Here is a 24,199-nt window from a genome sequence, read left to right on the forward strand (position 1 = left end):
GCGAGCGTGATGGAAAGACGCTACACCTGTAGCGTCATCAGCTTGTCTTAAGCTTCGGTGGGATAGGTAAAAACGCATCGCGCGCGCAACCTACTGCGCGGCCGCGGGCTCCGGGGCGGTCGCTTCGCGATAGCCGAGCCGCGTCGAAATCGCGAGACCGGCCTCTTTGAGCAACGCGACGTAATGCTGCTTCGTGTCGGCACCGCAGCGCATCGTCGGAAACGAAATCGACAGACCGGCGATCACACGGCCGAAGCGGTCGAACACGGGCACCGCGATGCATTGCAGGCCTTCTTCCTGCTCCTCGTTGTCCTCGCCGTAGCCCTGCTCGCGTACGCGCGGCAGGATGCTCAACACCGCTTCGGCGCAGGTCAGGGTTTTTTGCGTCGACTTGCGAAATTCGATGTGCGAGAGCACGTCACGCGCGTCGGCCGGGTCCATCCATGCGAGCAGGACCTTGCCGATCGCCGTGCTATGCAGCGGATTGCGTCGGCCGATCCGCGACTGCATGCGCAGCCCGTAGTCGGCGTCGATCTTGTGGATGTAGATGATGGCGTCGTCGTCGAGCGCGCCCAGGTGTACCGCTTCGCGTGTCATCTGGCCGATGCGGCGCATCTCGATGTCGGCCTCGCGCACCAGATCGACGCTTTCGAGCGCTTTCGCGCCGAGCTCGAACAGACGGATGGTCAGCCGATAGCGTTCGGTTTCGACTTCCTGGCTCACGTAGCCGAGCGCCTTCAGTGTTTGAATCACACGATGCACGGTCGTCTTCGACATGCCGAGCCGTTGCGACAGCTCGCTGATGCCGATCTGTCCGGTGTCGCCGATCGCGCCGAGAATCGCGAACACGCGCCCGATCGACGACGCCGATTCGCCGCGCTCACCGCTGTCCGCATCGAGCGACGCTGCGCCGGCGGGTTCCTTGCGGGCTTTGCCGCGGGTCTTATCGAGCGTCTTGTCGAGCGTCTTGTCGCGCGCAGTGTTCCTCGCAGTGTTCCTCGCAGTGTTCCTCGCAGTATTCCTGTGTGTTCCCGTTGCCGCCATGTTCGTCATTCCCTGTCTGTGCCAACTCGCCGCTGCCGCATCGAGCCGATGCTCGCCGGCGCCAGAGCATAGCGCGTCGCGCGCACTCGTGGCGAGCTTGTGCCGTCCCTAGCGCGCGAGCCAGCCGCCATCCACCGCCAGTGTATGCCCATGCACGTAGTCCGACGCCGACGAGGCGAGAAAAACCACCGGCCCCGCGAGATCGTCGGGCACGCCCCAGCGGCCGGCCGGAATGCGGCCGAGTATCTCCTCGTTGCGCTGCGCGTCGTCGCGCAACGCCGCGGTGTTCGCGGTCGCCATGTAGCCGGGCGCGATCGCGTTCACGTTGATGCGTCGCGCGGCCCATTCGTTCGCGAGCAGTCGCGTCAGACCGAGCACGCCGCTTTTCGACGCGGTGTACGACGCGACGCGGATGCCGCCCTGGAACGACAGCATCGACGCGACGTTGATGATCTTGCCGCCGCTTTGCTGGCGCACGAACTGACGCGCCGCGGCCTGCGACAGGAAGAACAGGCTCTTGAGATTCACTTCCATGACCGCGTCCCAGTCGTCTTCGCCAAACTCGAGCGCGTCTTCGCGACGGATGATGCCTGCGTTATTGACGAGCACGTCGATGCGGCCGAACGCTTCGAGCGCGGCGCGCACGATGTCGTCGACCGAAACGGTCGACGCGAGATCGGCGCGCACGTCGGCGAAGCGGCGTCCGAGCGCCTCGACGCGCGCGGCGGTCGCGCCCGCGTCCGCGCGACTGACGCCGACGATGTCGCAGCCGGCCGCGGCGAGCGCGACGGCCATGCCGGCGCCGAGGCCGGTGTTGCTGCCGGTCACGATGGCGACCTTGCCGGTCAGATCGAAAGTATTCAATGTGTTCGGACTCATGTTCGCTCAGCGCAGCTCGCGGACCGCGAGATGGTCCATGTCACCGAACACCTGGTTCTCGCCGACCATGCCCCAGATGAATGTGTACGCGCGCGTGCCGACGCCCGAATGGATCGACCAGCTCGGCGAGATCACCGCCTGCTCGTTGCGCACGACGATATGCCGGGTTTCGTGCGGCTCGCCCATCATGTGGAAGACGGCGGCGTCGTCGGCGACGTCGAAGTAGAAATACACTTCCATGCGGCGCTCATGCGTGTGGCAGGGCATCGTGTTCCACAGGCTGCCCGGTTCGAGCTTCGTCATGCCCATCGACAGCTGGCAGGTCGGCAGCACGTCGGGCACGATGAACTTGTAGATGGTGCGGCGGTTGCTCGTGGCCGGATCGCCGAGGGTTTCGGGCGAGGCGTGGTCGAGCGAGATCGTGCGGGTCGGATAGCTGGTGTGCGCGGGCGCGCAGTTCAGATAGAACTTCGCCGGCCGGGTGGCGTCGGCGCTGCCGAACCCGACCGCTTGCGCGCCCTTGCCGATATAGATCGCCTCTTCGCGGCGCACCGTGTGGCGCGTGCCGTCGACGTCGACCCAGCCGTCGCCGCCGATGTTGATCGCGCCGAGTTCACGCCGCTCGAGCAGATAGTCGACGCCGATCGCCTTGCCGAGCGAGCCCGGCACTTCGACCGCGCGCTCGACCGGCCACACGCCACCGACGATGATCCGGTCGATATGGCTATACGTGAGCTTCAACGCATCGCGCTCGAAGATCTGCTCCACCAGAAACTCGCGACGCAGCCCGGTGGTGTCGAGCGTCTTCGCGTATTCGCTGTTGATGGCCTGTCTCACGTCCATTGATCGTTCTCCTGTCGGTATGCGGGGCGCGGCGCCGCCATGTGCCCGAGACTGTAACGCAGAATCGTGGTTTCGGAACACTGGTCCGAAAATATTGCGACGGGTGATCGCGGCTGGCAACGCATAGCGCGAACGACCGGGTAAACGATAGTCAGGTTTAAAAAATAAAACGGAACGGCGTTCCTTTCATGATGCTATATTGCGCCGGACAGGGAGAGCCCGGCGTAGAACGGGACACCAACGCGGGTCATTAGCCCGTCAACGGGACGTCACCGTCCATGGAGGAGGCATGAAGATCAAGAAGGCCATCGACCGCATTCCTGGCGGTCTGATGCTGGTGCCGTTGCTGCTCGGCGCCTGTGTGCATACGTTCGCGCCGGGCGCGGGCAAATACTTCGGCTCGTTCACCAACGGCCTGATTACCGGCACCGTGCCGATCCTCGCGGTATGGTTCTTCTGCATGGGCGCGACGATCGACCTGCGCGCGACCGGCACCGTGCTGCGCAAGTCGGGCACGCTGCTCGCTACCAAGATGCTGGTCGCGTGGATCGTCACGCTGATCGCGGCGCGCTTCATTCCGATCGATGGCATCAAGACCGGGCTGTTCGCGGGACTGTCGATGCTCGCGATCACCACGTCGATGGACATGACCAACGGCGGGCTGTACGCGGCCGTGATGCAACAGTACGGCACGAAGGAAGAGGCGGGCGCGTTCGTGCTGATGTCGGTCGAATCGGGGCCGCTGATCAGCATGATCATTCTGGGTGCGACGGGGGTCGCGTTCTTCGAGCCGCGCCTGTTCGTCGGCGCGGTGCTGCCGTTCCTGATCGGGTTTGCGCTCGGCAACTTCGATAGCGAGCTGCGCGAGTTGTTCGGCCGCTGCGTGCATCCGCTGATTCCGTTTTTCGGCTTTGCGCTCGGCAACGGCATCGATCTGAACGTGATCGTCACGAGCGGCCTGCCGGGCATCGTGCTGGGGCTTGGCGTGATCGTCGTGACTGGCGTGCCGCTGATTCTCGCCGATCGCTGGATTGCCGGCGGCAATGGCGCGGCGGGTCTGGCGGCGTCGTCGACGGCAGGGGCCGCGGTCGCGAATCCGGCGATCATCGCCGACATGATTCCGAGCTTCAAACCGCTGGTGCCGGCCGCGACCGCGATGGTCGCCACCGCTTGCCTCGTGACCGCGATTCTGGTGCCGATCCTCACGGCGCTGTGGGTGCGCCGGCATCATGCGCGCGACGCGCTGCGCGAGGAGTTCGCCACCGCGACGCAGGCGGCGCCGCTCAATGAGCAGCGCGATGCGCATGTTTGAATGAGTCGGTAGCAGGAAGCCGGCGCGCCGCTCAGCGCGCCAGCTTCGCTTCGAGCATCGCTTTCACCGCCGGCCATTCGTCGTCGATGATGCTAAAACGCACCGAGTTGCGCTTGCGCCCATCGGGCATGATGCGCTTGTGCCGCACGATGCCTTCCTGTTGCGCGCCGATGCGCAGGATCGCCGCGCGCGATTTGTCGTTGAGCTCGTCGGTCGTGAACTGCACGCGCACGCAGCGCATCACGTCGAACGCGTGGCACAGCAGCAGATATTTCGCCTCGGTGTTCACGACCGAGCGCTGCGCCGAGGCGGCGAGCCACGTATGGCCGATTTCGAACTTGCGGTTCGCGCGATCGATCTTCCAGAACCGCGTGCTGCCGACGATCCGGCCAGCGCCCCCATTCTTTTCGTCCTTGTCGCGCCGCACGATCGTGAACGGCATCACCTTGCCGGCCGCACGGCCGGCGAGCGCGGTGGCGATAGAGGCGTCGATCGTCGCCGGGCCCGGCACGACGGTCAGCTTCATGTCCCACAGTTGCCCGTCGGCGGCGGCGGCGTCGACGAGGGCCTGCGCGTGCTCCTCGCGCAGCGGCCGCAGCTCGACGAACGAGCCGCTCAGCGTGGGCTGCATCGATTCGGCGGAAATATCGTTCATGGCAATAAAAAAGGTCCGCGAGCAGAAGACTCGTGGACCTGGCAGATCGGTTGAGCCGCGCTCGGGAACGATGCGAGCGGCAAAACCGCGGCGCCGTTCCCGAAGCGCGTGATTGGCGTGATTAAACCGACATCACCGTGACCGCCTTGGTCACGAGGTAGGCTTCCATCGCCTCCGGGCCGCCTTCCGAGCCGTAGCCGGAATCCTTGACGCCGCCGAACGGCATTTCCGGCGTCGGCGTGGCAGGCTGGTTGATCCACAGCATGCCGACTTCCATGCGCTGCGACAGCAGGTGCACGTTGGCGAACGACTTCGTATACGCGTAGCCGGCGAGGCCGAACGGCAGACGGTTCGCTTCGGCGATCGCTTCTTCGAGCTTGTCGAAGCCGCGGATCGCGGCGACCGGGCCGAACGGCTCGTTGTTGAACACGTCGGCGTCGAGCGGCACGTCGGTCAGCACGGTGGCCGCGAAGAAGTTGCCTTCGGTACCGACGCGCTCGCCGCCCGTCGCGACCTTCGCGCCGGTCTTGCGGGCGTCGTCGACGACCTTGGCCATCGCCGTCAGACGGCGCGCGTTGGCGAGCGGCCCTAGCGTCGTGCCTTCGGCGAGACCGTCGCCCAGCTTCAGGCTTTCAGCGTGCTTGACGAGCGCCGCGGCGAACTCTTCGCGGAGGCTGTTGTGCACGAGAAAACGCGTCGGCGAGATGCAGACCTGGCCCGCGTTGCGGAACTTCGCGGCGCCGGCTGCCTTGACGGCGAGCGCGACGTCGGCGTCTTGCGCGACGATCACCGGCGCGTGGCCGCCGAGCTCCATCGTCGCGCGCTTCATGTGCGAGCCGGCCAGCGCCGCGAGCTGCTTGCCGACCGGCGTCGAGCCCGTGAACGTGACCTTGCGGATCACCGGATGCGGGATCAGGTAGCTCGAGATTTCAGCCGGATCGCCGAACACGAGGCCGACCGTGCCGGCCGGCACGCCGGCCTCGACGAAGGCTTGCAGCAGCGCCGCCGGCGACGCCGGGGTTTCTTCCGGCGCCTTGACGAGGATCGAGCAGCCGCAGGCGAGCGCCGCCGACAGCTTGCGCACGACCTGGTTGACCGGGAAGTTCCACGGCGTGAACGCCGCGACCGGGCCGATCGGCTCCTTCAGCACCTGCGACTGCGCGGCAAGGTTGCGCGACGGCACGATGCGGCCATACACGCGGCGGCCTTCGTCCGCGAACCATTCGATGATGTCCGCGGCCGCCAGCACTTCGCCGCGCGCCTCGGCGAACGGCTTGCCCTGTTCCTGCGTCATCAGGCGGCCGATGTCCGCGGCGCGCTCACGCACGAGGGCGGCGGCACGGCGCATGACGGTTGCGCGCTCGTTGGCCGGCACCTTGCGCCAGGCTTCGAAGCCGCGCTGCGCGGCTTCGAGCGCGCGGTCCAGATCGGCGATGCCGGCATGCGCGACCTTGCCGATGGCCTGGCCGGTCGCGGGGTTGATCACGTCGAGGGTCTTGCCGCTGGCGGCGTCGCACCATTCGCCGTTGATCAGAAGACGGGTATCGGTATAGCTCGAGATGGCCATGCTGGGTTCCTGTGAGTGGGAAAACAACTGGCCGCGCGGACGTGCGGCACGAGGCGACACTCCTGCGCGGCCATGGACGAATTGCGGATACCATTTATCTTATCTGATTGCGGGCAATCGCACCGGGCGCGGCCCGCAGGCGCCCGGGCGCGGCATGCGGCTTGCTCAGGCGTGGCACCGGAGCGATTTTGCGGGTCGTGCCGGGGCGCCGCGTCAGCGCTGCACGAAACGCTTGCAGGACGCAGCGCTTCATCCATTCAACCGCTACTACAGCGCATCACGAGGACATCGCCATGCCAACCGGAACAGTGAAATGGTTCAACGACGCAAAGGGCTTCGGCTTCATCACTCCAGATGACGGCGGCGAAGATCTGTTCGCCCATTTTTCGGAGATTCGATCCGAAGGATTCAAGTCGTTGCAGGAAAACCAGAAAGTCAGCTTCGAAATCAAGCAGGGGCCGAAAGGCAAACAGGCGGCCGACATCAAGCCCGTGTGACGCCGGCCGGGCGGCTCATCCGCATGCGAGGCAACCATGGATAAGGACGCCGCCTACGCGGAGATCGAGCGCAATGGCGGCGCCGCCTATGCGAAAACCTTCGCCGCGCGCTATCCCGACGAACCGCTGACGCCGTTCTGTCATCGCTATCTGTTCGAGCAGACGCAGCGCGACGACGCGGCGCGTGAGGCGGCCGCCGCCACGCACGACGACGAGCGCGGTTTCGCGCTGAGGTCGCTCGCGCGCATGGAGGCGTCGTCGCATATCGCGCAGGCGGCGGCGAGCGCGTCGCGCGACGCTGCGGCCGCCGCCCACACGTCGGCGCGCGCGGCGCGGCGCTCGGCCTTCTGGACCATGATCGCCGCGCTCGCGTCGGCGCTCGGTGTAGTGGTAAACGCGGCCCTCAATCTCGGCTGGCTCGAATGGGCGAGGCATCTCGCGCGATGAGCGACGCGTCGGGCCGAGCGTTCGCGCCCGTGAAGGTGGTGTGAATCGGCGGCGCCGGCGGGGCTCGCCCGCACGCCACGCGACAACCTATCCATTTACCACACCGATACGACATCGATGCGACACGATTGCACGAGCGCGTCGATTACACAAATCGCCCCATCGGAGCATGCCGCGCGCGGTCTGAACGCAGTATTATTCTTCAGGTTTCCTTCAGCTTTGCTCCGTACTATTTGCGCCACTGCCCGTGGCCTTTCCGGACCGCGGCCACCGCTACGTGCAGGTCGAGCCCAGGCTTTCTCGACCTGCATTCGGGCAATGGAACAGAATAGATTCCCGACTGAAAACCGAAAGCGCCTATAAAGGCTTGCTGGAGCATCCATGAAAACTCTGTTCTTGCAGGCGCCGTCGTACGACGGCTTCGATGGTGGTGCGGGTTCGCGCTATCAGGCCAAGCGTGAAGTTCGCTCGTTCTGGTATCCGACGTGGCTCGCCCAACCCGCGGCACTGGTTCCCGACAGCCGCGTGCTCGACGCCACGGCAGACGGCCTGTCCGTCGACGCCGCCCTCGACATCGCCTCGCAATACGAGCTGGTGGTGATCCACACCAGCACGCCATCCTTCCCGACCGACGCGTTGTTCGCCCAGGACCTCAGGAAGCGCAAGCCGTCGCTGCTGATCGGCATGGTCGGCGCGAAGGTCGCGGTCGATCCGCACAATTCGCTGACCGCGACCGAGGCCATCGACTTCGTGTGTCGCGAGGAATTCGATTTCACCTGCAAGGAAATCGCCGAAGGCAAGCCGTTCGCGCAGATCCTCGGCTTGAGCTATCGCACCCCCGACGGCTCGATCGAGCACAACGAAGCGCGCCCGATCCTCGAGAACATGGACGAGCTGCCGTTCGTCGCGCCGATCTACAAGCGCGATCTGACCATCAAGAATTACTTCAACGGCTACCTGAAGCATCCGTACGTGTCGCTCTACACTGGCCGCGGCTGCCGCTCGAAGTGCACGTTCTGCCTGTGGCCGCAAACGGTCGGCGGCCATCGCTATCGGGTGCGTTCGGTCGAGAACGTGCTCGAGGAAGTCAAGTGGATTCGCGACAACATGCCCGAAGTCAAGGAGATCATGTTCGACGACGACACGTTCACCGACTTCAAACCGCGCGCCGAAGAAATCGCGCGAGGCATGGGCAAGCTGGGCGTCACATGGTCGTGCAACGCGAAGGCGAACGTGCCTTACTCGACGCTGAAGATCATGAGGGAAAACGGCTTGCGCCTGCTGCTGGTCGGCTACGAATCCGGCGACGACCAGATCCTGCTGAACGTCAAGAAGGGCTTGCGTACCGACATCGCGCGGCGCTTCGCCCAGGACTGCCGCACGCTGGGCATCAAGGTGCACGGCACCTTCATTCTCGGCTTGCCGGGCGAGACGCCGGAAACGATCCAGAAGACCATCGAGTACGCGAAAGAGATCAATCCGCTGACGATCCAGGTGTCGCTCGCCGCGCCGTACCCGGGCACTACGCTCTATAACCAGGCGGTCGAGAACGGCTGGCTCGCGGAGAACAAGGTGATCAATCTCGTCAGCAAGGAAGGCGTGCAGCTGGCGGCGATCGGCTACCCGCATCTGTCGCGAGACGAGATGTACCATCAGCTCGAAAACTTCTATAAACGCTTTTATTTCCGGCCGTCGAAGATCTGGGAGATCCTGCGCGAAATGCTGACGAGCTGGGACATGATGAAACGGCGCCTGCGCGAAGGCGTCGAATTTTTCCGCTTCCTGCGCGCGCACGAGGCGTGAGCGCCGCACACCTCGCCGCCGTCACGCTCGCGTACGCGTGCGCGGCGGCGACCGTTGTCGGCATCGGCTACACCGTGCTCGCGAGCGCGCTGATCGGGCGCTTCTTCGCGAGGGATGTAGCCGAACCCTCCAGCTTTCCACCCATTACGGTGATCAAACCGTTGCATGGCAACGAGTGGGCGTTGCTCGACAATCTGTCGAGCTTCTGCGCGCAAAATTATCCCGGGCCCGTGCAATTCCTGTTCGGCGTGCATGACTGCGCCGACCCCGCGCTGCAAACCGTCAACGAACTGCGGCGTCTCCATCCTCAGGCGGACATCACCGTAGTCGCCGATGCGCGTCTGTACGGCCCGAATCGCAAGATCAGCAATATCCTCAACATGGTGCCGCAGGCGCGCCACGACGTGCTCGTGTTCGCCGACAGCGACGTGTGCGTCGGCCCGGACTATCTGCGCAACGTGATCGGCGAATTGCAGCAGCCGGGCGTCGGGCTCGTCACCTGCGCATATCGCGGCCAGCCCGATCCGGGTTTCTGGCCGCGGCTGTCGGCGATCGCAACCAACTACCAGTTCCTGCCGGGCGTCGTCACCGGACTCGCGCTCGGGCTCGCGCGGCCGTGCTTCGGCCAGACCATCGCGATGCGGCGCGACACCTACGAGCGGATCGGCGGCTTCAAGCCGTTCGTGCAGCATCTGGCCGAGGACTACGAGATCGGCGCGGCGGTGCGCGCGGCGGGCGAGCAGGTCACGATTCCGCCGTTCGCAATCGCGCATGCGTGTGTCGAAGCGAGCGCCGCACAACTCGTGACGCACGAACTGCGCTGGAGCCGCACGATTCGCCGCATCGATCCGCTCGGACACTTCGGCACGGCGCTCGTGCATCCGTTGCCGTTCGCGCTGCTCGCGCTCGCGTGCTCGGGCGGCGCGCCGTGGGCGTGGCTGCTCGCGGCAGTGACGCTGGTCGCGCGTCTCGCGTTGAAGTGGCGCGCGGATCGGGCGTTGCGTCAGCGCTGCCGCGATCTGTGGCTTCTGCCGTTATGGGATATCGTATCGTTTGCGATTTTCGTCGCGAGCTTCCGCTCGTCGCGGGTGATCTGGCGGGGCTTCAGCTTCAAGGTCGACGGCGACGGGCTGCTGTCGGCGGCGCAGGACGAATGACGAACGAACGGCAGATTGGGCTGGCAATGAACGAAGAGGTTTCGAGCGGGCGAAACGGGAGCGCCCTGGAGACGCATGGCAGCGCCCCGGCGACACGCGGCGTGCGGCGCATCACGTATACCGAGGTCGTGTGCGAGGTGCCCGCATGATGAAGCATCTGGGCCGCGCGGCTGCGCTCGCGGGTTTGCTGATCTCTTTGTGGCTCGTCTGGCGCGAAGATCCGCGCGCGGTGCTCAGCGCGTTGCGCGCGGCTGGCGCGGGCCTCGTGGTGGCCGCGCTCGCGCATGTGCTGCCAATGATCGCCAACGCGTGCGACTGGCGCTCGCTGATTCGCGGCGCGAACCGCCCCAGCTTCGGCAGGATGCTGCATCTGGTGTGGGTGCGCGAATCGGTCAACTGCATGCTGCCGGTCGCGCGGATCGGCGGCGAACTCGTGTCGTTCCGTATGTTCAAGCGCTGGGGCGTCAGGCCGTCGACAGCGGTGGCCAGCACCATCGTCGACATGCAGCTGACCGTGATCAGCCAGCTGATGTTCACGATGGTCGGGATTGGTTTTCTGTTCGCCAATGCGCAATCGGGCGCGCTGCGGCTCGCCGGGCAGCTCGCGTGGGGCGTGGTCGCGTTGACGCCGGTGCTGTTGCTGTTCGGGCTCGTCCAGCATGCCAATCCGTTCGAGCGCATCACGCGCGTGGCGAACCGCGTGACGAGCGGCAAGCTAACCGCGCTGGTCGGCCAGTCCGCTCAGATCGATCAGTCCATCAAGGTGATCTGGCGCCGCCGCGCGGTCGTGCTGCGCTATCTGTTCTTCTGGCAGCCGCTGCAATGCGTGCTGACCTCGCTCGAAATCTGGCTCGCGCTGTATTTCCTCGGCGCGCGCGTGACGCTCGTCGAGGCGATCGTAATCGAATCGCTGATCCAGGCGGTCAGCAGCGCCGCGTTCTTCGTGCCGGGCGGTCTCGGCGTGCAGGAGGGCGCTTTCGTACTGATTGGCGGCGCACTGGGGCTCGACCCCGCCATCTGTCTCGCGCTCGCGGCCGCGCGGCGAATTCGCGATCTGCTGATATTCGTGCCGGGCCTGATCGCGTGGCAGCTGTTCGAGGCGTCCGGCAGCGCGCGGCCGCATGCCGCACCGCACGGCGTGCGCGCCGAACTGGCCAAGCAGCGTTCGGGCGTCGCTGACGCGAACCGGGGCGGCGAGCGGCGCTGAGCGATTGGCGCGCCTTCAGCGCGTCGCGCGATAGGCCGGAAACGACACCCGCACCGCAAGCCCCCGGTCCCCGATCCCGGCGCCTAGCTGCAGACTCGCGCCGAAATGCTCGGCGATCCGCGCAACGATCGACAAACCGAGCCCGCTGCCGGTCGCCTGATTGCCGGTCGCGCGGAAAAAGCGGTTCGTGAGCCGCGCGAGATCGTCCGGCGCGACGCCGGGGCCGTCGTCGCGCACGATCAGCTGCACCTGCTCGTCGGCATGGCGCACCGCCACTTCGACATTGCCGCCCGAGCGTCCGTACTTGATCGCGTTATCGAGCAGATTGTCGAGCAGGATGCCGATCAGCACGGCCTCCGCGTCGATCTCGGCGAGCATGTCGCCGACCAGCATCACATTGATGTGCTTCTGTTGCGCGTTGCGCCTGTTCGCGAGCAGCGTATCTTTCGCGATCGCCGCCGGCCTCAGCGGCTCGGTGGGCAGCTTCTCCTGCACGTCGAGCCGCGCGAGCAGCAGCAGTTGCTCGGCGAGCCGCGCGCTGCGATCGACGCCTTGCACGACGCGCTCCATCGCGAGCCGCTGCAGCGCGATGTCGGGCTCGGCGAGCGCGACCTGCGCCTGTACCTTGATCGCGGCGAGCGGCGTCTTCAGTTCGTGCGCGGCATCGGCGGTGAAGGCGCGCTCGTGCTCGCGCGCATGGTGCAGACGCGCCAGCATCTGGTTGATCGCGTCGACGAGCGGGCGCACCTCGAGCGGCGTGCGGCCGATGCCGACCGGTTCCATGCGGTTGATGTCGCGCGAACGGATCGCGGCCGACAACACCTTCAGCGGCGCGAGACTCCAGCCGATGCTGAGCCACACGAGCACCGCGAGCACTGGCAGCGCGATCAGCGTGGGCCGCGCGATGCGGCTCGCGACACCGCTTACCAGGTCGCTGCGGGTGTTGGCCGGTTCGAACACGCGCACGCTGTGACCGAGTGCCGTTTCGCGCAACGTGAACGAGTGATAGAGCTGACCGCCCAACGTGACGTCCTGCGCGCCGCTCGCGGGCGGCAACGGCAAGTCCCACGCGGCGAGCGCATGCAGTTGCGGGCTGCCCGCCAGAATGGCGCCGTTGGCCGCGCGCACCTGGAAGAGGGCGTCGCGCGGCAGCGTGTCGTCGTCGTCGAGATCGCTCGCGCCGGGCTCACCGCCTCTTTCTTCTTCGCGCACGTCGATGCGCGCATTGGCGAGCGTCATCAGATTCGTCGAATCGAGCAGCGCGAGCATCTGCGCGAGTTCGGCGATACGCGCTCGTTCCCACGCGGCGACTTCGTGGATGGCTTGCCGGTAGCTCGACACGAGCGCGCCGCCCCATACGATCGCGATGCTCGCGAGCACGAGCAGCACGAGGCGCCGCCGAATCGACGGACCGATCATTCTTTCTCCATCACATAGCCGATGTTGCGCACGGTCTTGATCAGGCTTGCGCCGAGCTTCTTGCGCAGGTTCGACACGTGCACCTCGATCGCATTGCTTTCGATCTCTTCCTGCCAGCCGTACAGGCTTTCTTCGAGCCGCGAGCGCGACTGAGGAATGCCGAGATTGGTCAGCAGTTGCAGCAGGATCGCCCATTCGCGCGACGTGAGCGGCACGCGCGCCTCGTCGATCTGCACCGTTTGCGCGGCCGGATTCACTGTCAGATTCTGGTAACGAATCAGATCGATACTGCGACCTTGTGCGCGGCGCAACAGCGCGCGGCACCGCGCCACCAGTTCGGTGAGATCGAACGGCTTGCCGAGATAGTCGTCGGCGCCCGCTTCGAGTCCGCCGACGCGATCCACGACCGTGCCTTTTGCGGTCAACACCAGCACCGGCACGTCATTGCCGGCGTCGCGCACGCGTTTGAGCAGCTCCGTGCCGCTCACGCGCGGCAGGCCGAGGTCGAGTACCACCAAGGCATATTGAGTCGTGTCGAGCGCGAGGCCGGCCTTGTGGCCGTCGCGTGCCCAGTCGACTGTGAAGCCGGCCTGACGAAGGCCCGCCTCGACACCGCAGCCGATGAGTTCGTCGTCTTCTACGAGGAGTAAGCGCATGAGGCAAATATCCCATTGTGGGGCTTTATTGCATAACGTCGAGCATTTTGACGCAAGCGGCATTGATGCACATAGACGAACAATCTGCCGCGTTCCGAAGTGTAACCACGCCGTTCGTTAGCCGCTTCATGCCATGCGCGTGCTTAAGGTTTCCTTCAGCTTGAATCGATACCATCGACGCGCTATAAAATGGTCGTCGCAGATCGTCATGCATGTGCGAGACCAGGTTGTCGTCAGACCATCGCAACCTGATCGTAAGGACTTCGATGGAGCGACGCGCGAGGTATTCTTTATGCTGGTCGATGGCGTCAACGGACGATCTCGACGAGTCGCGCCCATTGCCAGCATCCGGTCAGGCCGCAAGGCCGCGCACGAGGCACGTTATGAAGCGAGTCACCATCGACATGCTACGAGCCCATCTGCTAGTCGCGTCTCTGACGGCCGCGGGCACCGAAGCGCTGCTGTGCATGGCGTTGCCGGTACTGCCGGTCTCTGACGCTTTTTTCGCTTCGGCATCGTTCAGGCTGTTCGCGCTCGCGCTGATCATCGGCGGCGTGGTGATCGCGCGCGAATTTGCCGAGGTCGCCTTCGAGGTCGCGGTGCGGCGCGACTGCGCGACTCGCGCTGCTCGCGGCGCATGGCCCGCCGTGATCGCAGCGAATTGTCCGCGCCGGTGGCTCGTCGTGCTTCATCTGCGGCTAACGGGGCAACCTTTCGTGCTGGCCGAGCACTGACGGATACGGACGACACACAATGGCGGCGCACGCGTTGATGGCATGTCAATGGCTTCTGTTAGCCGCCTGCGTTAGCGCCTCGATCTACACGGTAGCCGCCGCGCTCGCCATGCCGTTTTTCACCGCCCGACATAAATCGAACCATCATGGGGGCAGGGCCGTCAATCGCGCGCTCAGCCGTTCGCTGATGGATTCGCTCGATTGTCCAACCGGGCCGTTCGCGCAAGTTGGTGTCAGCGTGCTGAAGCCGCTGTGCGGCGCCGAGCCGCGTCTCTACGAAAATCTGCGAACCTTCTGCGAACAGCGACATCAGCATTTTCAGCTGGTGTTGGGCGTGTCGTCGCCGCACGATCCCGCCATCGCGGTGGTGCGCCGTTTGCAGGCCGCCTATCCGAAGCGCGACATCGAGCTTGCAATCGACACACGCATACACGGCAGCAATCTGAAAGTCAGCAACCTGATCAACATGGCGGCACGCGCGCGCCACGACATGATCGTGATCGCCGACAGCGACATCGCGGTCGACTCGGACTATCTCGACAGCGTCGCCGCGCCGCTCGCGGACCCGAACGTCGGCGTGGTCACGTGCCTGTACGTGGCGCGCGGCGTCGGCGGCTTCTGGCCGCGTGTCGGTGCGCTGTTCATCAACGAGTGGTTCGCACCCTCGGTGCGGGTCGCCCATGCGATCGGCTCGCGCCGCTTCGGCTTCGGCGCGACGCTCGCGTTGCGGCGCGCGACGCTGGAGCGCATCGGCGGCTTCGAAGCGCTGAAAAACTGCCTCGCCGACGACTACTGGCTCGCCGAGCACGTGCGCGCGCTCGGTCTGCAAACGGTGCTGTCGCGCGTGATGGTCGCGACCGACGTGATCGAGCCGACCTTCGCGGCGCTGTGGCAGCGCGAAACGCGCTGGCTGCGCACGATCCGCTCGGTCAATCCGCCGGGCTTCGTGTCGCTGCTGATCACCTTCCCCACGCCGTGGCTGTTGACGAGCGCGGGGCTGACCGTGTCGCTCGCGACGTGTGCTCACGCGCCTTTGGCGGCGGTGGTCGCGAGCGCGTCGGCCACCGCGGTCTGCGTTGGCGCGCGCCTGCTGCTGCACCTGCGCGCGGCACGCCGCGCGCGCACGTTCTGGCGCGATCTGCCGCTGGTGCCGTTGCGCGATACGCTGCTCGCGCTCCAGTGGCTCGTCAGCGCGTTCGGTTCGCACGTCGTGTGGCGCGGCGAGCGCATGCAGCTCGGCACGCCGTCCGCCGAGCGCAGCGGCCGGCTGGACAGCCTCACGTGATGGACAGCGCAAAACCCACCCAGTCGCGCGGACTGATCATCACCGCCGACGATTTTGGTCTGCATCAGCGCGTCAATATCGCGGTCGAGCGCGCGCATCGCAACGGTGTGCTGCGCGCCGCGAGTCTGATGGTCGGCGCGCCGGCCGCCAAAGACGCGGTCGCGCGCGCGCGTATGCTGCCGGAACTGCGCGTGGGCCTGCATCTGGTGCTGGCCGACGGCGCCGCGCTGGCGCCGCGCGAGCAGGTCGCCGCGCTGCTCGACGAGAATGGCCGCTTCGGCAGCAACATGGTGCGTGACGGCGTGCGCTTCTTTTTTCTGCCGCACGTGCGCCGGCAGCTCGCGCACGAAATTCGCGCGCAATTCGAAGCCTTCGCCGCGACCGGCCTTACGCTCGACCACGTGAACACGCACAAGCATTTTCATCTGCATCCGACCGTGCTCGGCCTGATCCTCGACATCGGCCGCGACTACGGCATGAAGGCGATGCGTCTGCCGTTCGAAGCGAACGCGCCGCTGTGGCTGCGGCCGTGGATCGCGCACGTGAAGACGCGGCTGGAGCGCGCGGAGATCGCGCACAACGACTACGTGGTCGGCATCGCGGCGAGCGGGCGCATGGATGAGGCGACCTGGCTCGCCGCGCTCGCGAATCTGCCGCATGGTGTCGGCGAAATCTACTGTCATCCGGCGCTGGCCGGCGACGCGCTGAGCGACGGCATGCACGACTACCGGCATGCCGACGAGTTGCAGGCGCTGCTGTCGCCACGGGTGGCCGCCGCGATCCGCGCGCTTGGGGGGCGGCTCGGCGGGTTCGCGGATGTGCTCGCGTAGCGCCATGCCTCGCGAAACGCGGAAAACTTTGGCCACGCTCACAGCGGCTGCTTTTTCATCAACAGCTTCAGCAACGCCGGCAGCAGCAACAGCACGAGCGGCAACTGCACGATCAGTCCCGAAATGATCGCGATCGCGAGCGGTTGCTGCATCGCCGAGCCTTGCCCCAGCGCGAACGCGAGCGGCAACAGCGCGAGGATCGCGGCGATCGTCGTCATCGCGATCGGCCGCAGACGGTTGCGGCCGGCGGCCTGCAACGCGTCGTCGAAGGGCATCTCGTCGTCGCGCACCAGCGCCTGCAATTCCGACACATAAAAGATCGCGACCTCGGTCACGATGCCGATGATCATCGTCATGCCCATCATCGCGGAGATGTTCAACTCGATGCCGGTGATCCACAGGCCGATGAACACCGCGCCGGCCGCGAGCAGCGGCATCGCCAGCACCGCGAGCGCGACGCGCAGGCGCTCGTACAGGAACAGCAGGAGGCCGAAGACGAGTGCGATCGCGGCGCCGAACACGGTCAACAGACCCTTGAAGGCGATCTGCTGTTGCTGGTACAGACCGCCGAGCTCGTAATAGACGCCGGACGGCAGCAGGTTCGCGTCGCCGAGCGCCTTCTGCACGTCGGCGATCGTCGAGCCGAGATCGCGCCCGTCGATACGCGCGGTGACCGCGACCATCCGCTTCAGATTCGAGCGGCTGATCTCGGGCTGACCGGTGACGCTCACGCGATCGGCGACGCGCTTCAGCGCGAACAGATGTCCGTCCGGCGCGCGTATCTGTAGCTGACCCAGTTGCGTATCAGTCATCTGGCGCGCGCCGTTCACGCGCACGCGCACACCGACCGTTTTCGGGCCGCTCTGGAACTGCGTCGCGACATTGCCTTCGAGCATGTCGGTGACGGCCTGCGCGATCGCTTGCGGGTCCATGCCTTCGGCCGCGGCAGCGGCGGGCAGGATGTGCAGTTCGATCGCGTCGCCGGCGGGATTGATGCCGTCGTTCACGTCGACGATGCCCTGAATCTGGCCGATGCGCGCGGCCACCTTGCGCGCGGTCGTGTCGAGCGTGCGCGGGTCGTCGGAGAAGATCTTGATCTGCACCGGCTGCGGCACCGCGGTCAGATCGCCGATCAGGTCTTCCATCAGCTGCGCGAGCTCGATGCTGACGCCCGGCACCTGCGTGTCGATCTGCGAGCGGATTTCTTTCATCACGGCGTCGATCGGCTCGCGTTTGCCGGACTTCAGCCGCACGAAGAAGTCGCCCTTGTTCGGCTCGTTCAGATCGCCGCCGAGACCCGCGCCGGTGCGGCGAGAATAGGTCGCGACGTTCGGGTTCGCGCGCACGATCTGCTCGATCTGCTTCATCAGCCGGTCCGTTTCGGTGATCGACGTGCCCGGCTGCGTGTGATAGTCGAGCACGAAGCCGCCTTCGTCCATGCTCGGCATGAAGCCGCTGCCGACGCGCGTGAACGCGAACGCCGCGACGACGATCAACGGCACGACGCCGAGCAGCACGAGCGGCGGCCTCGCGATCACACGCCCGACCGTCACCGCATAGCGTCGGTTCAGCCACGCGGCGAAACGTGTTTCCTGGTGCTCCTCGGCGTCTTTGGGCTTCAGCCAGTGGTCGCACAGGATCGGCACCGCGAGCCATGTGACGAGGAACGAAATGAACAGCGCGCTCGCCATCGTCAGCGACAGTGCCTTGAAAAAGGCCCCCGTCACGCCCGACAGAAACGCGAGCGGCACGAAGATGATCAGTGTCGCCGCCGACGAACCCGCGAGCGGCCGCGTGAATTCGAGCGCCGCGGCCATCACGCGGCCGTGGAACGCGCGCGCGCCGGCTTCGCGCATGCGCCGCACGATGTGCTCGATCATCACGATCGCGTCGTCGATGACGAGGCCGACCGCGGCCGCCATACCGCCCAGCGTCATGATGTTGAAGCCCATGCCGAACACGTCGAGCAGCAGGATCGTCGCGGCCATCACGACCGGCACCAGCGCGACCGCGATCGCGGTGATCTTCCAGTTGCGCAGGAAGAAGAACAGCGTCAATGCCGCGAGCACGATGCCGATCATGATCGCGTCGCGCACGCTGGTGGCAGACGCGAGCACCAGTTCGCTCTGGTCGTACCAGTTCGACAGATGCACGCCCGCGGGCATCTGCGGCTCGAATGCCGCGATCTTCGCGCGGATCGCGCGCGCCATCGCGACACTGTTGGCGCCGGGCTGCTGGTACACGTTCAGTAGCACCGCATCCTGACCATCGGCGGTGACGCGTATCCATTGCGGCACCACGCCCCGGCTCACCGCCGCGACGTCGCCCAGACGGATCTGCGCGCCGTTCGCATTGCCGTTGGCGGCCACGACGACGTTGCGCAGTTCGTCGAGCTGCGTGATCGTCGAGTTCGTGACGACGAGGTACAGCTTGTCGTGATCCTCGATGCGGCCGTTCGCCATCAGCACGTTGCTCGCGCCGATCGCCTTCGATACATCGGCGAGCGACAGCTTGTACGCGGCGAGGCGGGCGGGATCGACCGCGACTTCGAACTCGTCCTGCGCGCCGCCGGTCACCTCGACGCGCGCGACGCCTTCCACCGACGACAGCAGCGGCCGCATCTGGAACTGCGCGAGATCGCGCAGCGCGGACAGCGATTGCCGCGTCGACGTCAGGCTGTACGCGAGCACCGGAAACACGGTCGGGTCCATGCGCCGCACGTGCATCGTCGTGCCGGGCGGCAGCGTCGCGAGAATTTCGCTGATCGCCGATTGTGCTTGCAAGGTCGCCTGCGCCATGTCGGTGCCCCAGTCGAAGTTCAGCGAGATCTCCGCGGCGCCGCGGCTCGTCCTCGATTCGACGTCGCGCACGTTCGGCACGCGGCGCAGCGCTTCCTCGACCGGCATCGTGACGAGCGTCGTCATCTGCTCGGCGGGGCGGTCGCCCGCGTCGAGCGACACGACCGCGCGCGGAAACGCGACGTTCGGAAACAGCGAGATCGGCAGACGGAATGCGCTCAGCGCGCCGGCTATCGCGAGCAAGGCGATGACGAACAGCAGCGAGCGGCGATGCGTCTGCATCCATTGACCGAAGTTCATCGCGCGCCATCCCCGCCGGCGCGTACCGCCATGCCGTCTTTCAGCTCGTAGTTGCCGCTGCTCACGACGCCGAGCATGGGGTCGAGCGGCCCGTCGACGCCGTAGCGCTCGCCGTTTTCGACCGCGATGCTCACCGCGACGCGGCGCGCCCTGTTTTGCGGCGTGATCTGGAACACGTACGCGTGTTGGCCATCCTGCAGCACGGCCGCGCGCGGCACGATCCAGTGCGTGCCGGTGCGGGTCGCGATGTCGCCAGAAACGCGTGTGCCGGGGATGAACGGCGTCTGCGCGAGCGGTACCGTCGCGCCGATGTTGACCAGTTGCGATTGCGGATCGATCGCGGCTCCGACCAGCACCACGCGGCCTTCGATCGACGTCTGTGCGAGTGCCGTGGACAGGCCGTGCAGCGTGACGATGTCGCCGGGATGGATCGTTGCGGCGTCGGTGGGCTCGACGCCGAGCGTCACGTTTGCGCGCGCGTCGCGGCTCGCGCCACTCGCGAGTTGCAGAATCGCCGCGCCGGCCTGCACCTGGTCGCCTTGTGCCGCCGATAGCTGCAGCACCACGCCGTCGAACGGCGCGGTCACGACCTTGTTGCCGCTCGCGATGCCGGTCTGATTCTGCGCGGCGAGCGCTTCGCGCGCATCGTCGACGGCCTTGCTCGCGCTGGCGAGCTGCGATTGCGTCGCGAGCCCCTTGTCGTACAGCGACCGGGTACGCACGAGTTCGCCTTGCGCGAGCGTCAGCGCGCTTCTCGCCTGGGTTGCGGCAAGCACCGCGGCAGGATCGGCCTGCACGACGAAGAGTGGTGTGCCGCGTTTGACGGTCTCGCCCGCCTGCACTCGCATCTGCACGATACGCGACAGGTAGGGCAGGTTGATCGTCGTCAGGTTCGACGCGGCGGCCGCGACGATCCCGAAGCCGCGCACCGGCTGCGCGATTGCGGCGCGCTGCACGCGCACGGTCTGTACCGCGACCGACGGTTGAGCTTGGCTGGCGGCGTTGTCGTCCGCACGAACCGGATGGACCGATGCATACAGCAGGATCGCGCAAACGAGCGGCGCGGCGACGGCCGCAACGCGCGGCCACGGATGCCGCGACGAGAATAGGCTATTTCGCATGAGTGTCGATGAAAGTCTGAGCGGAAGAGAAAGCATCGGGAATCGCGCTGCCGAGCAGCGCCTGCAAGCCGATGCGTTGTTCGGCGAGCGCTTCGCGCAGCGTCGCGACGTCGATGCGTTTCGCGAGCGCGGCGCTTTGCGCATCGGTGTATGCGCCGAGCACGAGGTTGTGTTCGGCGTAGACCGCCGCGGCTTCGCGCGCGGCGCGCTCGACGCCGGGCAGCGCGGCTTCGGTCTGCTGCAATTGGCGCGCGAGAATCGCGCTGTCTTCGCGTAGCCGGGCGACGTCCGCATACGCCTGGTTCAGGCGGGTCTGGTACTCGTCGCGAAGCCGCTGGCGGGTCGCTTTTTCGATCGCGACGTTGCCCTGGTTGCGGTTGAAGATCGGCAGACTCAGGTTGACCTGAAAGCCGCTCGTGTAGATGTTCGACGTGTCGCGCGCCCGCACGAAGCCGACCGACAGACTCGGGAACTGGCTCAGAATCGCCGCGCGATATTTCTGCTCCTGCGCTTCGTAGCCTGCCTGCAGCGCGATCAGGTCGGGGCGGCGGCGGGCGAGCTCGGCGAGCGCTGAGTCGAGTGTGGCGTCGGGGAGCGGCGCGACGTCGTCGCTGCCCGATTGCAATTGCAATTGCACGTCGGGCGCGAGGCCCAGCAACGCATTCAGATCGTGATGGGTTTGCGCGGCCGCGCGCTCGGCATCGGTGTATTGCTTGCGTGCGTCGCCGTAGGCGAGCAGCGCGGCGGTGAGCGTATCGTCGGTCAGATTGCCAGCGGCGCGCGCCGCGGCCATGCGCTCGTAGCGCGTGCGCGCGAGCTCGCGCTGCTGTTGCAACAGCGGCAGCGTGCGCTGCTGGAAGCAGCGCTTCACGAACAGCTGCCGCGCTTGCGCGACGACCTGCCATTCCTGCCACAGCAGGCCGAGATCGGTCTTCGCGAGCGTCGCGTCGGCGGACTGTTTATTCGCGCTGCGCAGCACGATCGCCATCACGTCGATGCTGAGGCCATAATTGAACGCGCGCGTGGTGCCGGCCGCGCCCGGATAATCGCTCGACACGCTCAGTTGCGGGTCGGGCAGTAGACCCGCCGAATAGGCCTGCGCGCCGGCAATGCCGAGATCGTCGCGGGCCAGCTTCAGATCGGGGTTGTTGGCGACCGCGAGCATCGCGACTTCATCGATGTCGAGCCCGTCGGCGGGATCGAAACGATGCGCGGCCAGTTCGGGCAGCGGCATGCTAGCGGGATCGATGCGGATCCGTTCGAGCGATCGCGCGGACGTCGAGGTGTCCTGCGGCGCGAGCGGCTCGCGGTGATAGGTCGCGCAGCCGCTCATCAGCAGCACGCACAACGGCATCAGTGCGCGCCGACGCAGCGCCGCGACGGGATGGAAATCGGGCAAAATCCGGCTCCTGCGAATCATCGGAAGGGGCGAGCGACTCGCGAACGAGGCCTCGCAGAGAGCTGATTTTCCGCAGCGCGCGCTTAAGACAGGCTTAACGTCGAAGCGCGCGAGCCGGGCCGTGCGAAATCGACGCGTCATCAGCACCCCGTAAGGGTTCGTTAAGCTGCGACGGCCGATAATGCGGCGGCCAAAACCGCACCAAGGAGAGGAGAGGCCATGCGCCTGCTACTGGTCGAAGACGACGACATGATCGCGGAATCGGTGCTGGGCGCGATGCGCCGCGCCGGCTACGCGATCGACTGGGCCGAGGACGGCCGCGCGGCGGAACTGTCGCTCGATAACGGCGTGTACGACCTCGTGCTGCTCGACCTCGGCCTGCCGAAAAAAGACGGCATCGACGTGCTGAACGCGTATCGCCGCAACGGCGGCGCGGCGCCCGTGATCATCCTGACCGCGCGCGACGCGGTCGACGAGCGCATCCGCGGTCTCGACGCCGGCGCCGACGACTACCTGATCAAGCCGTTCGATCTCGACGAACTGGCCGCGCGCATTCGCGCGCTGCTGCGCCGACGCACCGGCCAGAAGCAGCCGGTCTACAGTCACGGCGAACTGACGCTCGACCCCGCCGCGCATGAAGTCACCAAGGACGGCGTGCCGTTGCCGCTGGTGCCGCGCGAATTCGCGTTGCTGCAGGCATTGATCGAGGAGCCGACCCGCGTGTTCACGAAGGCCGAGCTCGAAGAAAAGCTGTACGGCTGGGGCGAGGAAGTCGGCAGCAATACGATCGAAGTGCATGTGCACAGTCTGCGGCGCAAGATCGGCGCGGATCAGGTGGTGACCGTGCGCGGGGTCGGCTACCGCCTGAAGAGGTGCGGATGACGTCGATTCGCCGCTGGCTGCTCGGCTGGCTGATCTTCGGCATGGCGGCGGCGTCGATGGTCGCGGCTTTCGCGATCTTCCATACCGCGCGGCGCGAGGCGAGCGAGCTGTTCGACTACGAACTGCGCACCGTCGCGCTGTCGCTGCCGTCGGCGCTGAGCGGCGCGGGCAGCCGCGAGCGGCGGGAACCCGACCTCGGCGATCTCGCCGACGACCGCATCGTCATCGAAATCTGGGACCGCGGCGGTACGCTCGTCTATCGCTCCGCGCAGGCGCCGGTGTTCGAGCGTCTGCCCCCGGGCTTTCACACAGTGCCGCGCGGCGAATACCACTGGCGCATCTTCGGCGTCGCGCAGACAGACCGCTACGTGCAGGTCGCGCAACCGGTCTCGGTGCGCGAAGAACTCGCGTTGCAGCTCGCGCTGCACACGCTGTGGCCGCTCGGCGTGCTGCTGCCGGTGACGATCGCGCTGGTGCTGCTGGTGGTCGCGCGCGGGCTCGCGCCGATCGGCGGACTGTCGCGCGCGCTCGCGACGCGTTCGATCGATTCGCTCGAACCGCTGCGGCTCGACGGCAACCTGCCGGTCGAAATCCGGCCGCTCGTCGAAGCGCTGAACGATCTGCTGCAACGGTTGCATACGGCGTCGCAGGCGCAGCGCACGTTCATCGCCGATGCCGCGCACGAGCTGCGCTCGCCGCTCGCGGCGCTGAAGCTGCAACTGCAGGCGGCGTCGCGCGATGGATCGCTGAGAGGCGAGGGGCAGACGCTCGAGCGCGTCGAACAGCGGGTGAACCGGATCATCCACCTCGTGCAGCAACTGCTGACGCTCGCGCGCGAAGACGCGCAGCCGGTCACGTCGACGGTGCCGGTCAGCTTGCGCCGCATCGGCGAGCAGGCGGTCAGCGATTGTTCCGTGCTCGCGGAGTTGCGCGAGATCGATCTCGGCCTCGAATGCGAACACGCGCTCACACCGAACGACGCCTATACGGTGCTCGCGGAGCCGCACAGTATCAGCGTGTTGTTAGGGAACCTGATCAATAACGCAATCCGTCATACGCCGCCGGGCGGCCGTGTCGACGTGGTGCTGCGACGCACGGGCGAGCGCGTGGGCTTCGAGGTCGTCGACAGCGGCTCGGGAATTCCGGAGGCGGAACTCGAACGCGTGTTCGACCCTTTCTATCGCGGCGAGGAGTCGAAGGGCGAGGGCAGCGGGCTCGGTCTCGCGATCGTCGCGCGGATCGCCGAGCGGCATCAGCTCGGCCTGTCGCTGAGCAACAATGTCGGGGCGCCCGGTTTGCGGGTGTCGGTCACAGGGCTGCGCGCGCCCGCCGCCGACGCGCCCGTCATGGCCGCGAATTGACGA

The 24,199-nt window shown here is 66.4% G+C and carries 21 protein-coding genes; 11 read left to right on the forward strand and 10 right to left on the reverse strand.

The genetic code is table 11. The features are described 5' to 3' along the window. Positions 1-90 precede the first annotated feature (90 nt). The 3 genes from kdgR to kduI all read right to left on the reverse strand — a co-directional run bounded on the left by kdgR (position 91) and on the right by kduI (position 2,766). A complete protein-coding gene (kdgR, locus tag OKW30_RS08265; RefSeq protein WP_429346464.1) occupies positions 91-1,053 on the reverse strand; it encodes a DNA-binding transcriptional regulator KdgR in 963 nt (320 codons plus the stop codon). 99 nt (positions 1,054-1,152) lie between these two features. Then, the gene (kduD, locus tag OKW30_RS08270) at positions 1,153-1,923 is read right to left on the reverse strand and encodes a 2-dehydro-3-deoxy-D-gluconate 5-dehydrogenase KduD (protein ID WP_429346465.1); all 771 of its coding nucleotides are present in this window, start codon (positions 1,921-1,923) and stop codon (positions 1,153-1,155) included. A gap of 6 nt (positions 1,924-1,929) precedes the next feature. Continuing rightward, positions 1,930-2,766 carry a 5-dehydro-4-deoxy-D-glucuronate isomerase gene (gene kduI, locus OKW30_RS08275; RefSeq protein ID WP_184065907.1) on the reverse strand — a complete coding sequence of 279 codons (837 nt, stop codon included), beginning with the start codon at positions 2,764-2,766 and terminating at the stop codon, positions 1,930-1,932. 289 nt (positions 2,767-3,055) lie between these two features. Between kduI and kdgT the strand changes: the two genes are divergently transcribed. Further along, on the forward strand, positions 3,056-4,078 hold the full coding sequence (gene kdgT, locus OKW30_RS08280) for a 2-keto-3-deoxygluconate transporter (RefSeq protein ID WP_429346466.1): 1,023 nt from the start codon (positions 3,056-3,058) through the stop codon (positions 4,076-4,078). A gap of 31 nt (positions 4,079-4,109) precedes the next feature. Here the strand turns inward: kdgT and OKW30_RS08285 are convergent, their stop codons facing one another. Together OKW30_RS08285 and OKW30_RS08290 are read right to left on the reverse strand one after the other, a co-directional pair. Continuing rightward, on the reverse strand, positions 4,110-4,733 hold the full coding sequence (locus tag OKW30_RS08285; protein ID WP_429346467.1) for a GNAT family N-acetyltransferase: 624 nt from the start codon (positions 4,731-4,733) through the stop codon (positions 4,110-4,112). A gap of 121 nt (positions 4,734-4,854) precedes the next feature. Beyond that, the gene (locus OKW30_RS08290; protein WP_429346468.1) at positions 4,855-6,300 is read right to left on the reverse strand and encodes an NAD-dependent succinate-semialdehyde dehydrogenase; all 1,446 of its coding nucleotides are present in this window, start codon (positions 6,298-6,300) and stop codon (positions 4,855-4,857) included. 293 nt (positions 6,301-6,593) lie between these two features. Between OKW30_RS08290 and OKW30_RS08295 the strand changes: the two genes are divergently transcribed. The 5 genes from OKW30_RS08295 (at position 6,594) to OKW30_RS08315 (ending at position 11,411) form a co-directional block, all read left to right on the forward strand. Then, on the forward strand, positions 6,594-6,797 hold the full coding sequence (locus tag OKW30_RS08295; protein ID WP_007181784.1) for a cold-shock protein: 204 nt from the start codon (positions 6,594-6,596) through the stop codon (positions 6,795-6,797). A gap of 36 nt (positions 6,798-6,833) precedes the next feature. Then, positions 6,834-7,244, forward strand: a complete 411-nt coding sequence (locus OKW30_RS08300) for a hypothetical protein (protein WP_184022753.1) — start codon at positions 6,834-6,836, stop codon at positions 7,242-7,244. A gap of 381 nt (positions 7,245-7,625) precedes the next feature. Beyond that, a complete protein-coding gene (hpnJ, locus tag OKW30_RS08305; RefSeq protein ID WP_184043334.1) occupies positions 7,626-9,047 on the forward strand; it encodes a hopanoid biosynthesis associated radical SAM protein HpnJ in 1,422 nt (473 codons plus the stop codon). After that, on the forward strand, positions 9,044-10,204 hold the full coding sequence (hpnI, locus tag OKW30_RS08310) for a bacteriohopanetetrol glucosamine biosynthesis glycosyltransferase HpnI (RefSeq protein WP_184065896.1): 1,161 nt from the start codon (positions 9,044-9,046) through the stop codon (positions 10,202-10,204). Before hpnJ ends, hpnI (OKW30_RS08310) begins: the two co-directional genes overlap by 4 nt. Before the next feature lie 145 nt (positions 10,205-10,349). After that, entirely contained in the window at positions 10,350-11,411 is a 1,062-nt protein-coding gene (locus OKW30_RS08315) for a lysylphosphatidylglycerol synthase domain-containing protein (protein WP_429346469.1), read from the forward strand. A gap of 15 nt (positions 11,412-11,426) precedes the next feature. On the opposite strand, the gene OKW30_RS08320 is transcribed toward OKW30_RS08315, so the two are convergent. Both OKW30_RS08320 and OKW30_RS08325 read right to left on the reverse strand, forming a co-directional pair. Next, on the reverse strand, positions 11,427-12,830 hold the full coding sequence (locus OKW30_RS08320; RefSeq protein ID WP_429346470.1) for an ATP-binding protein: 1,404 nt from the start codon (positions 12,828-12,830) through the stop codon (positions 11,427-11,429). After that, entirely contained in the window at positions 12,827-13,486 is a 660-nt protein-coding gene (locus tag OKW30_RS08325) for a response regulator (RefSeq protein ID WP_090805227.1), read from the reverse strand. The genes OKW30_RS08320 and OKW30_RS08325 overlap by 4 nt, the downstream gene beginning before the upstream one ends. A 383-nt stretch (positions 13,487-13,869) precedes the next feature. Here OKW30_RS08325 and OKW30_RS08330 point away from each other — a divergent pair, with 383 nt between their 5' ends. Genes OKW30_RS08330 through hpnK form a run of 3 tightly spaced genes read left to right on the forward strand, consistent with a single transcriptional unit; the run spans position 13,870 to position 16,335 of the window. Then, complete coding sequence (locus tag OKW30_RS08330; protein ID WP_184043340.1) at positions 13,870-14,220, forward strand: hypothetical protein; 351 nt, start codon at positions 13,870-13,872, stop codon at positions 14,218-14,220. 19 nt (positions 14,221-14,239) lie between these two features. Continuing rightward, positions 14,240-15,505: a bacteriohopanetetrol glucosamine biosynthesis glycosyltransferase HpnI gene (hpnI, locus tag OKW30_RS08335; RefSeq protein ID WP_429346471.1), complete on the forward strand. Its 1,266-nt coding sequence runs from the start codon at positions 14,240-14,242 to the stop codon at positions 15,503-15,505. Next, positions 15,505-16,335 (forward strand): hopanoid biosynthesis-associated protein HpnK, encoded by an 831-nt coding sequence (hpnK, locus tag OKW30_RS08340; RefSeq protein WP_429346472.1) that lies wholly within the window; start codon positions 15,505-15,507, stop codon positions 16,333-16,335. Before hpnI (OKW30_RS08335) ends, hpnK begins: the two co-directional genes overlap by 1 nt. A gap of 38 nt (positions 16,336-16,373) precedes the next feature. On the opposite strand, the gene OKW30_RS08345 is transcribed toward hpnK, so the two are convergent. From OKW30_RS08345 to OKW30_RS08355, 3 genes are read right to left on the reverse strand one after another with little or no spacing between them, the layout of a single operon-like run. Further along, positions 16,374-19,433: an efflux RND transporter permease subunit gene (locus OKW30_RS08345; RefSeq protein WP_429346473.1), complete on the reverse strand. Its 3,060-nt coding sequence runs from the start codon at positions 19,431-19,433 to the stop codon at positions 16,374-16,376. Continuing rightward, complete coding sequence (locus tag OKW30_RS08350; RefSeq protein ID WP_429346474.1) at positions 19,430-20,554, reverse strand: efflux RND transporter periplasmic adaptor subunit; 1,125 nt, start codon at positions 20,552-20,554, stop codon at positions 19,430-19,432. Before OKW30_RS08350 ends, OKW30_RS08345 begins: the two co-directional genes overlap by 4 nt. Next, positions 20,544-21,953 carry a TolC family protein gene (locus tag OKW30_RS08355; RefSeq protein WP_429346475.1) on the reverse strand — a complete coding sequence of 470 codons (1,410 nt, stop codon included), beginning with the start codon at positions 21,951-21,953 and terminating at the stop codon, positions 20,544-20,546. Before OKW30_RS08355 ends, OKW30_RS08350 begins: the two co-directional genes overlap by 11 nt. A gap of 219 nt (positions 21,954-22,172) precedes the next feature. On the opposite strand from OKW30_RS08355, the gene OKW30_RS08360 reads away from it, so the two are divergent. Together OKW30_RS08360 and OKW30_RS08365 are read left to right on the forward strand one after the other, a co-directional pair. Continuing rightward, positions 22,173-22,835, forward strand: a complete 663-nt coding sequence (locus OKW30_RS08360) for a response regulator (RefSeq protein WP_018417800.1) — start codon at positions 22,173-22,175, stop codon at positions 22,833-22,835. Further along, positions 22,832-24,196: an ATP-binding protein gene (locus OKW30_RS08365; protein ID WP_184065871.1), complete on the forward strand. Its 1,365-nt coding sequence runs from the start codon at positions 22,832-22,834 to the stop codon at positions 24,194-24,196. The genes OKW30_RS08360 and OKW30_RS08365 overlap by 4 nt, the downstream gene beginning before the upstream one ends. The last annotated feature ends 3 nt before the right edge of the window (positions 24,197-24,199 follow it).

Origin of the sequence: Paraburkholderia sp. Clong3 (genome assembly GCF_050436485.1) — a bacterium.
Taxonomy (GTDB): domain Bacteria; phylum Pseudomonadota; class Gammaproteobacteria; order Burkholderiales; family Burkholderiaceae; genus Paraburkholderia; species Paraburkholderia tuberum.

Bases quoted from the DNA above. Each gene is read 5' to 3' on its own strand.
- OKW30_RS08360 (WP_018417800.1), top strand. From the start codon at position 22,173: ATGCGCCTGCTACTGGTCGAAGACGACGACATGATCGCGGAATCGGTG.
- OKW30_RS08290 (WP_429346468.1), bottom strand. From the start codon at position 6,300: ATGGCCATCTCGAGCTATACCGATACCCGTCTTCTGATCAACGGCGAA.
- kduI (WP_184065907.1), bottom strand. From the start codon at position 2,766: ATGGACGTGAGACAGGCCATCAACAGCGAATACGCGAAGACGCTCGAC.
- OKW30_RS08350 (WP_429346474.1), bottom strand. From the start codon at position 20,554: ATGCGAAATAGCCTATTCTCGTCGCGGCATCCGTGGCCGCGCGTTGCG.
- OKW30_RS08295 (WP_007181784.1), top strand. From the start codon at position 6,594: ATGCCAACCGGAACAGTGAAATGGTTCAACGACGCAAAGGGCTTCGGC.
- OKW30_RS08285 (WP_429346467.1), bottom strand. From the start codon at position 4,733: ATGAACGATATTTCCGCCGAATCGATGCAGCCCACGCTGAGCGGCTCG.
- OKW30_RS08345 (WP_429346473.1), bottom strand. From the start codon at position 19,433: ATGAACTTCGGTCAATGGATGCAGACGCATCGCCGCTCGCTGCTGTTC.
- kdgR (WP_429346464.1), bottom strand. From the start codon at position 1,053: ATGACGAACATGGCGGCAACGGGAACACACAGGAATACTGCGAGGAAC.
- kduD (WP_429346465.1), bottom strand. From the start codon at position 1,923: ATGAGTCCGAACACATTGAATACTTTCGATCTGACCGGCAAGGTCGCC.
- hpnK (WP_429346472.1), top strand. From the start codon at position 15,505: ATGGACAGCGCAAAACCCACCCAGTCGCGCGGACTGATCATCACCGCC.
- kdgT (WP_429346466.1), top strand. From the start codon at position 3,056: ATGAAGATCAAGAAGGCCATCGACCGCATTCCTGGCGGTCTGATGCTG.
- OKW30_RS08300 (WP_184022753.1), top strand. From the start codon at position 6,834: ATGGATAAGGACGCCGCCTACGCGGAGATCGAGCGCAATGGCGGCGCC.
- hpnI (WP_429346471.1), top strand. From the start codon at position 14,240: ATGGCGGCGCACGCGTTGATGGCATGTCAATGGCTTCTGTTAGCCGCC.
- OKW30_RS08325 (WP_090805227.1), bottom strand. From the start codon at position 13,486: ATGCGCTTACTCCTCGTAGAAGACGACGAACTCATCGGCTGCGGTGTC.
- OKW30_RS08315 (WP_429346469.1), top strand. From the start codon at position 10,350: ATGATGAAGCATCTGGGCCGCGCGGCTGCGCTCGCGGGTTTGCTGATC.
- hpnJ (WP_184043334.1), top strand. From the start codon at position 7,626: ATGAAAACTCTGTTCTTGCAGGCGCCGTCGTACGACGGCTTCGATGGT.
- OKW30_RS08320 (WP_429346470.1), bottom strand. From the start codon at position 12,830: ATGATCGGTCCGTCGATTCGGCGGCGCCTCGTGCTGCTCGTGCTCGCG.
- OKW30_RS08330 (WP_184043340.1), top strand. From the start codon at position 13,870: ATGAAGCGAGTCACCATCGACATGCTACGAGCCCATCTGCTAGTCGCG.
- OKW30_RS08365 (WP_184065871.1), top strand. From the start codon at position 22,832: ATGACGTCGATTCGCCGCTGGCTGCTCGGCTGGCTGATCTTCGGCATG.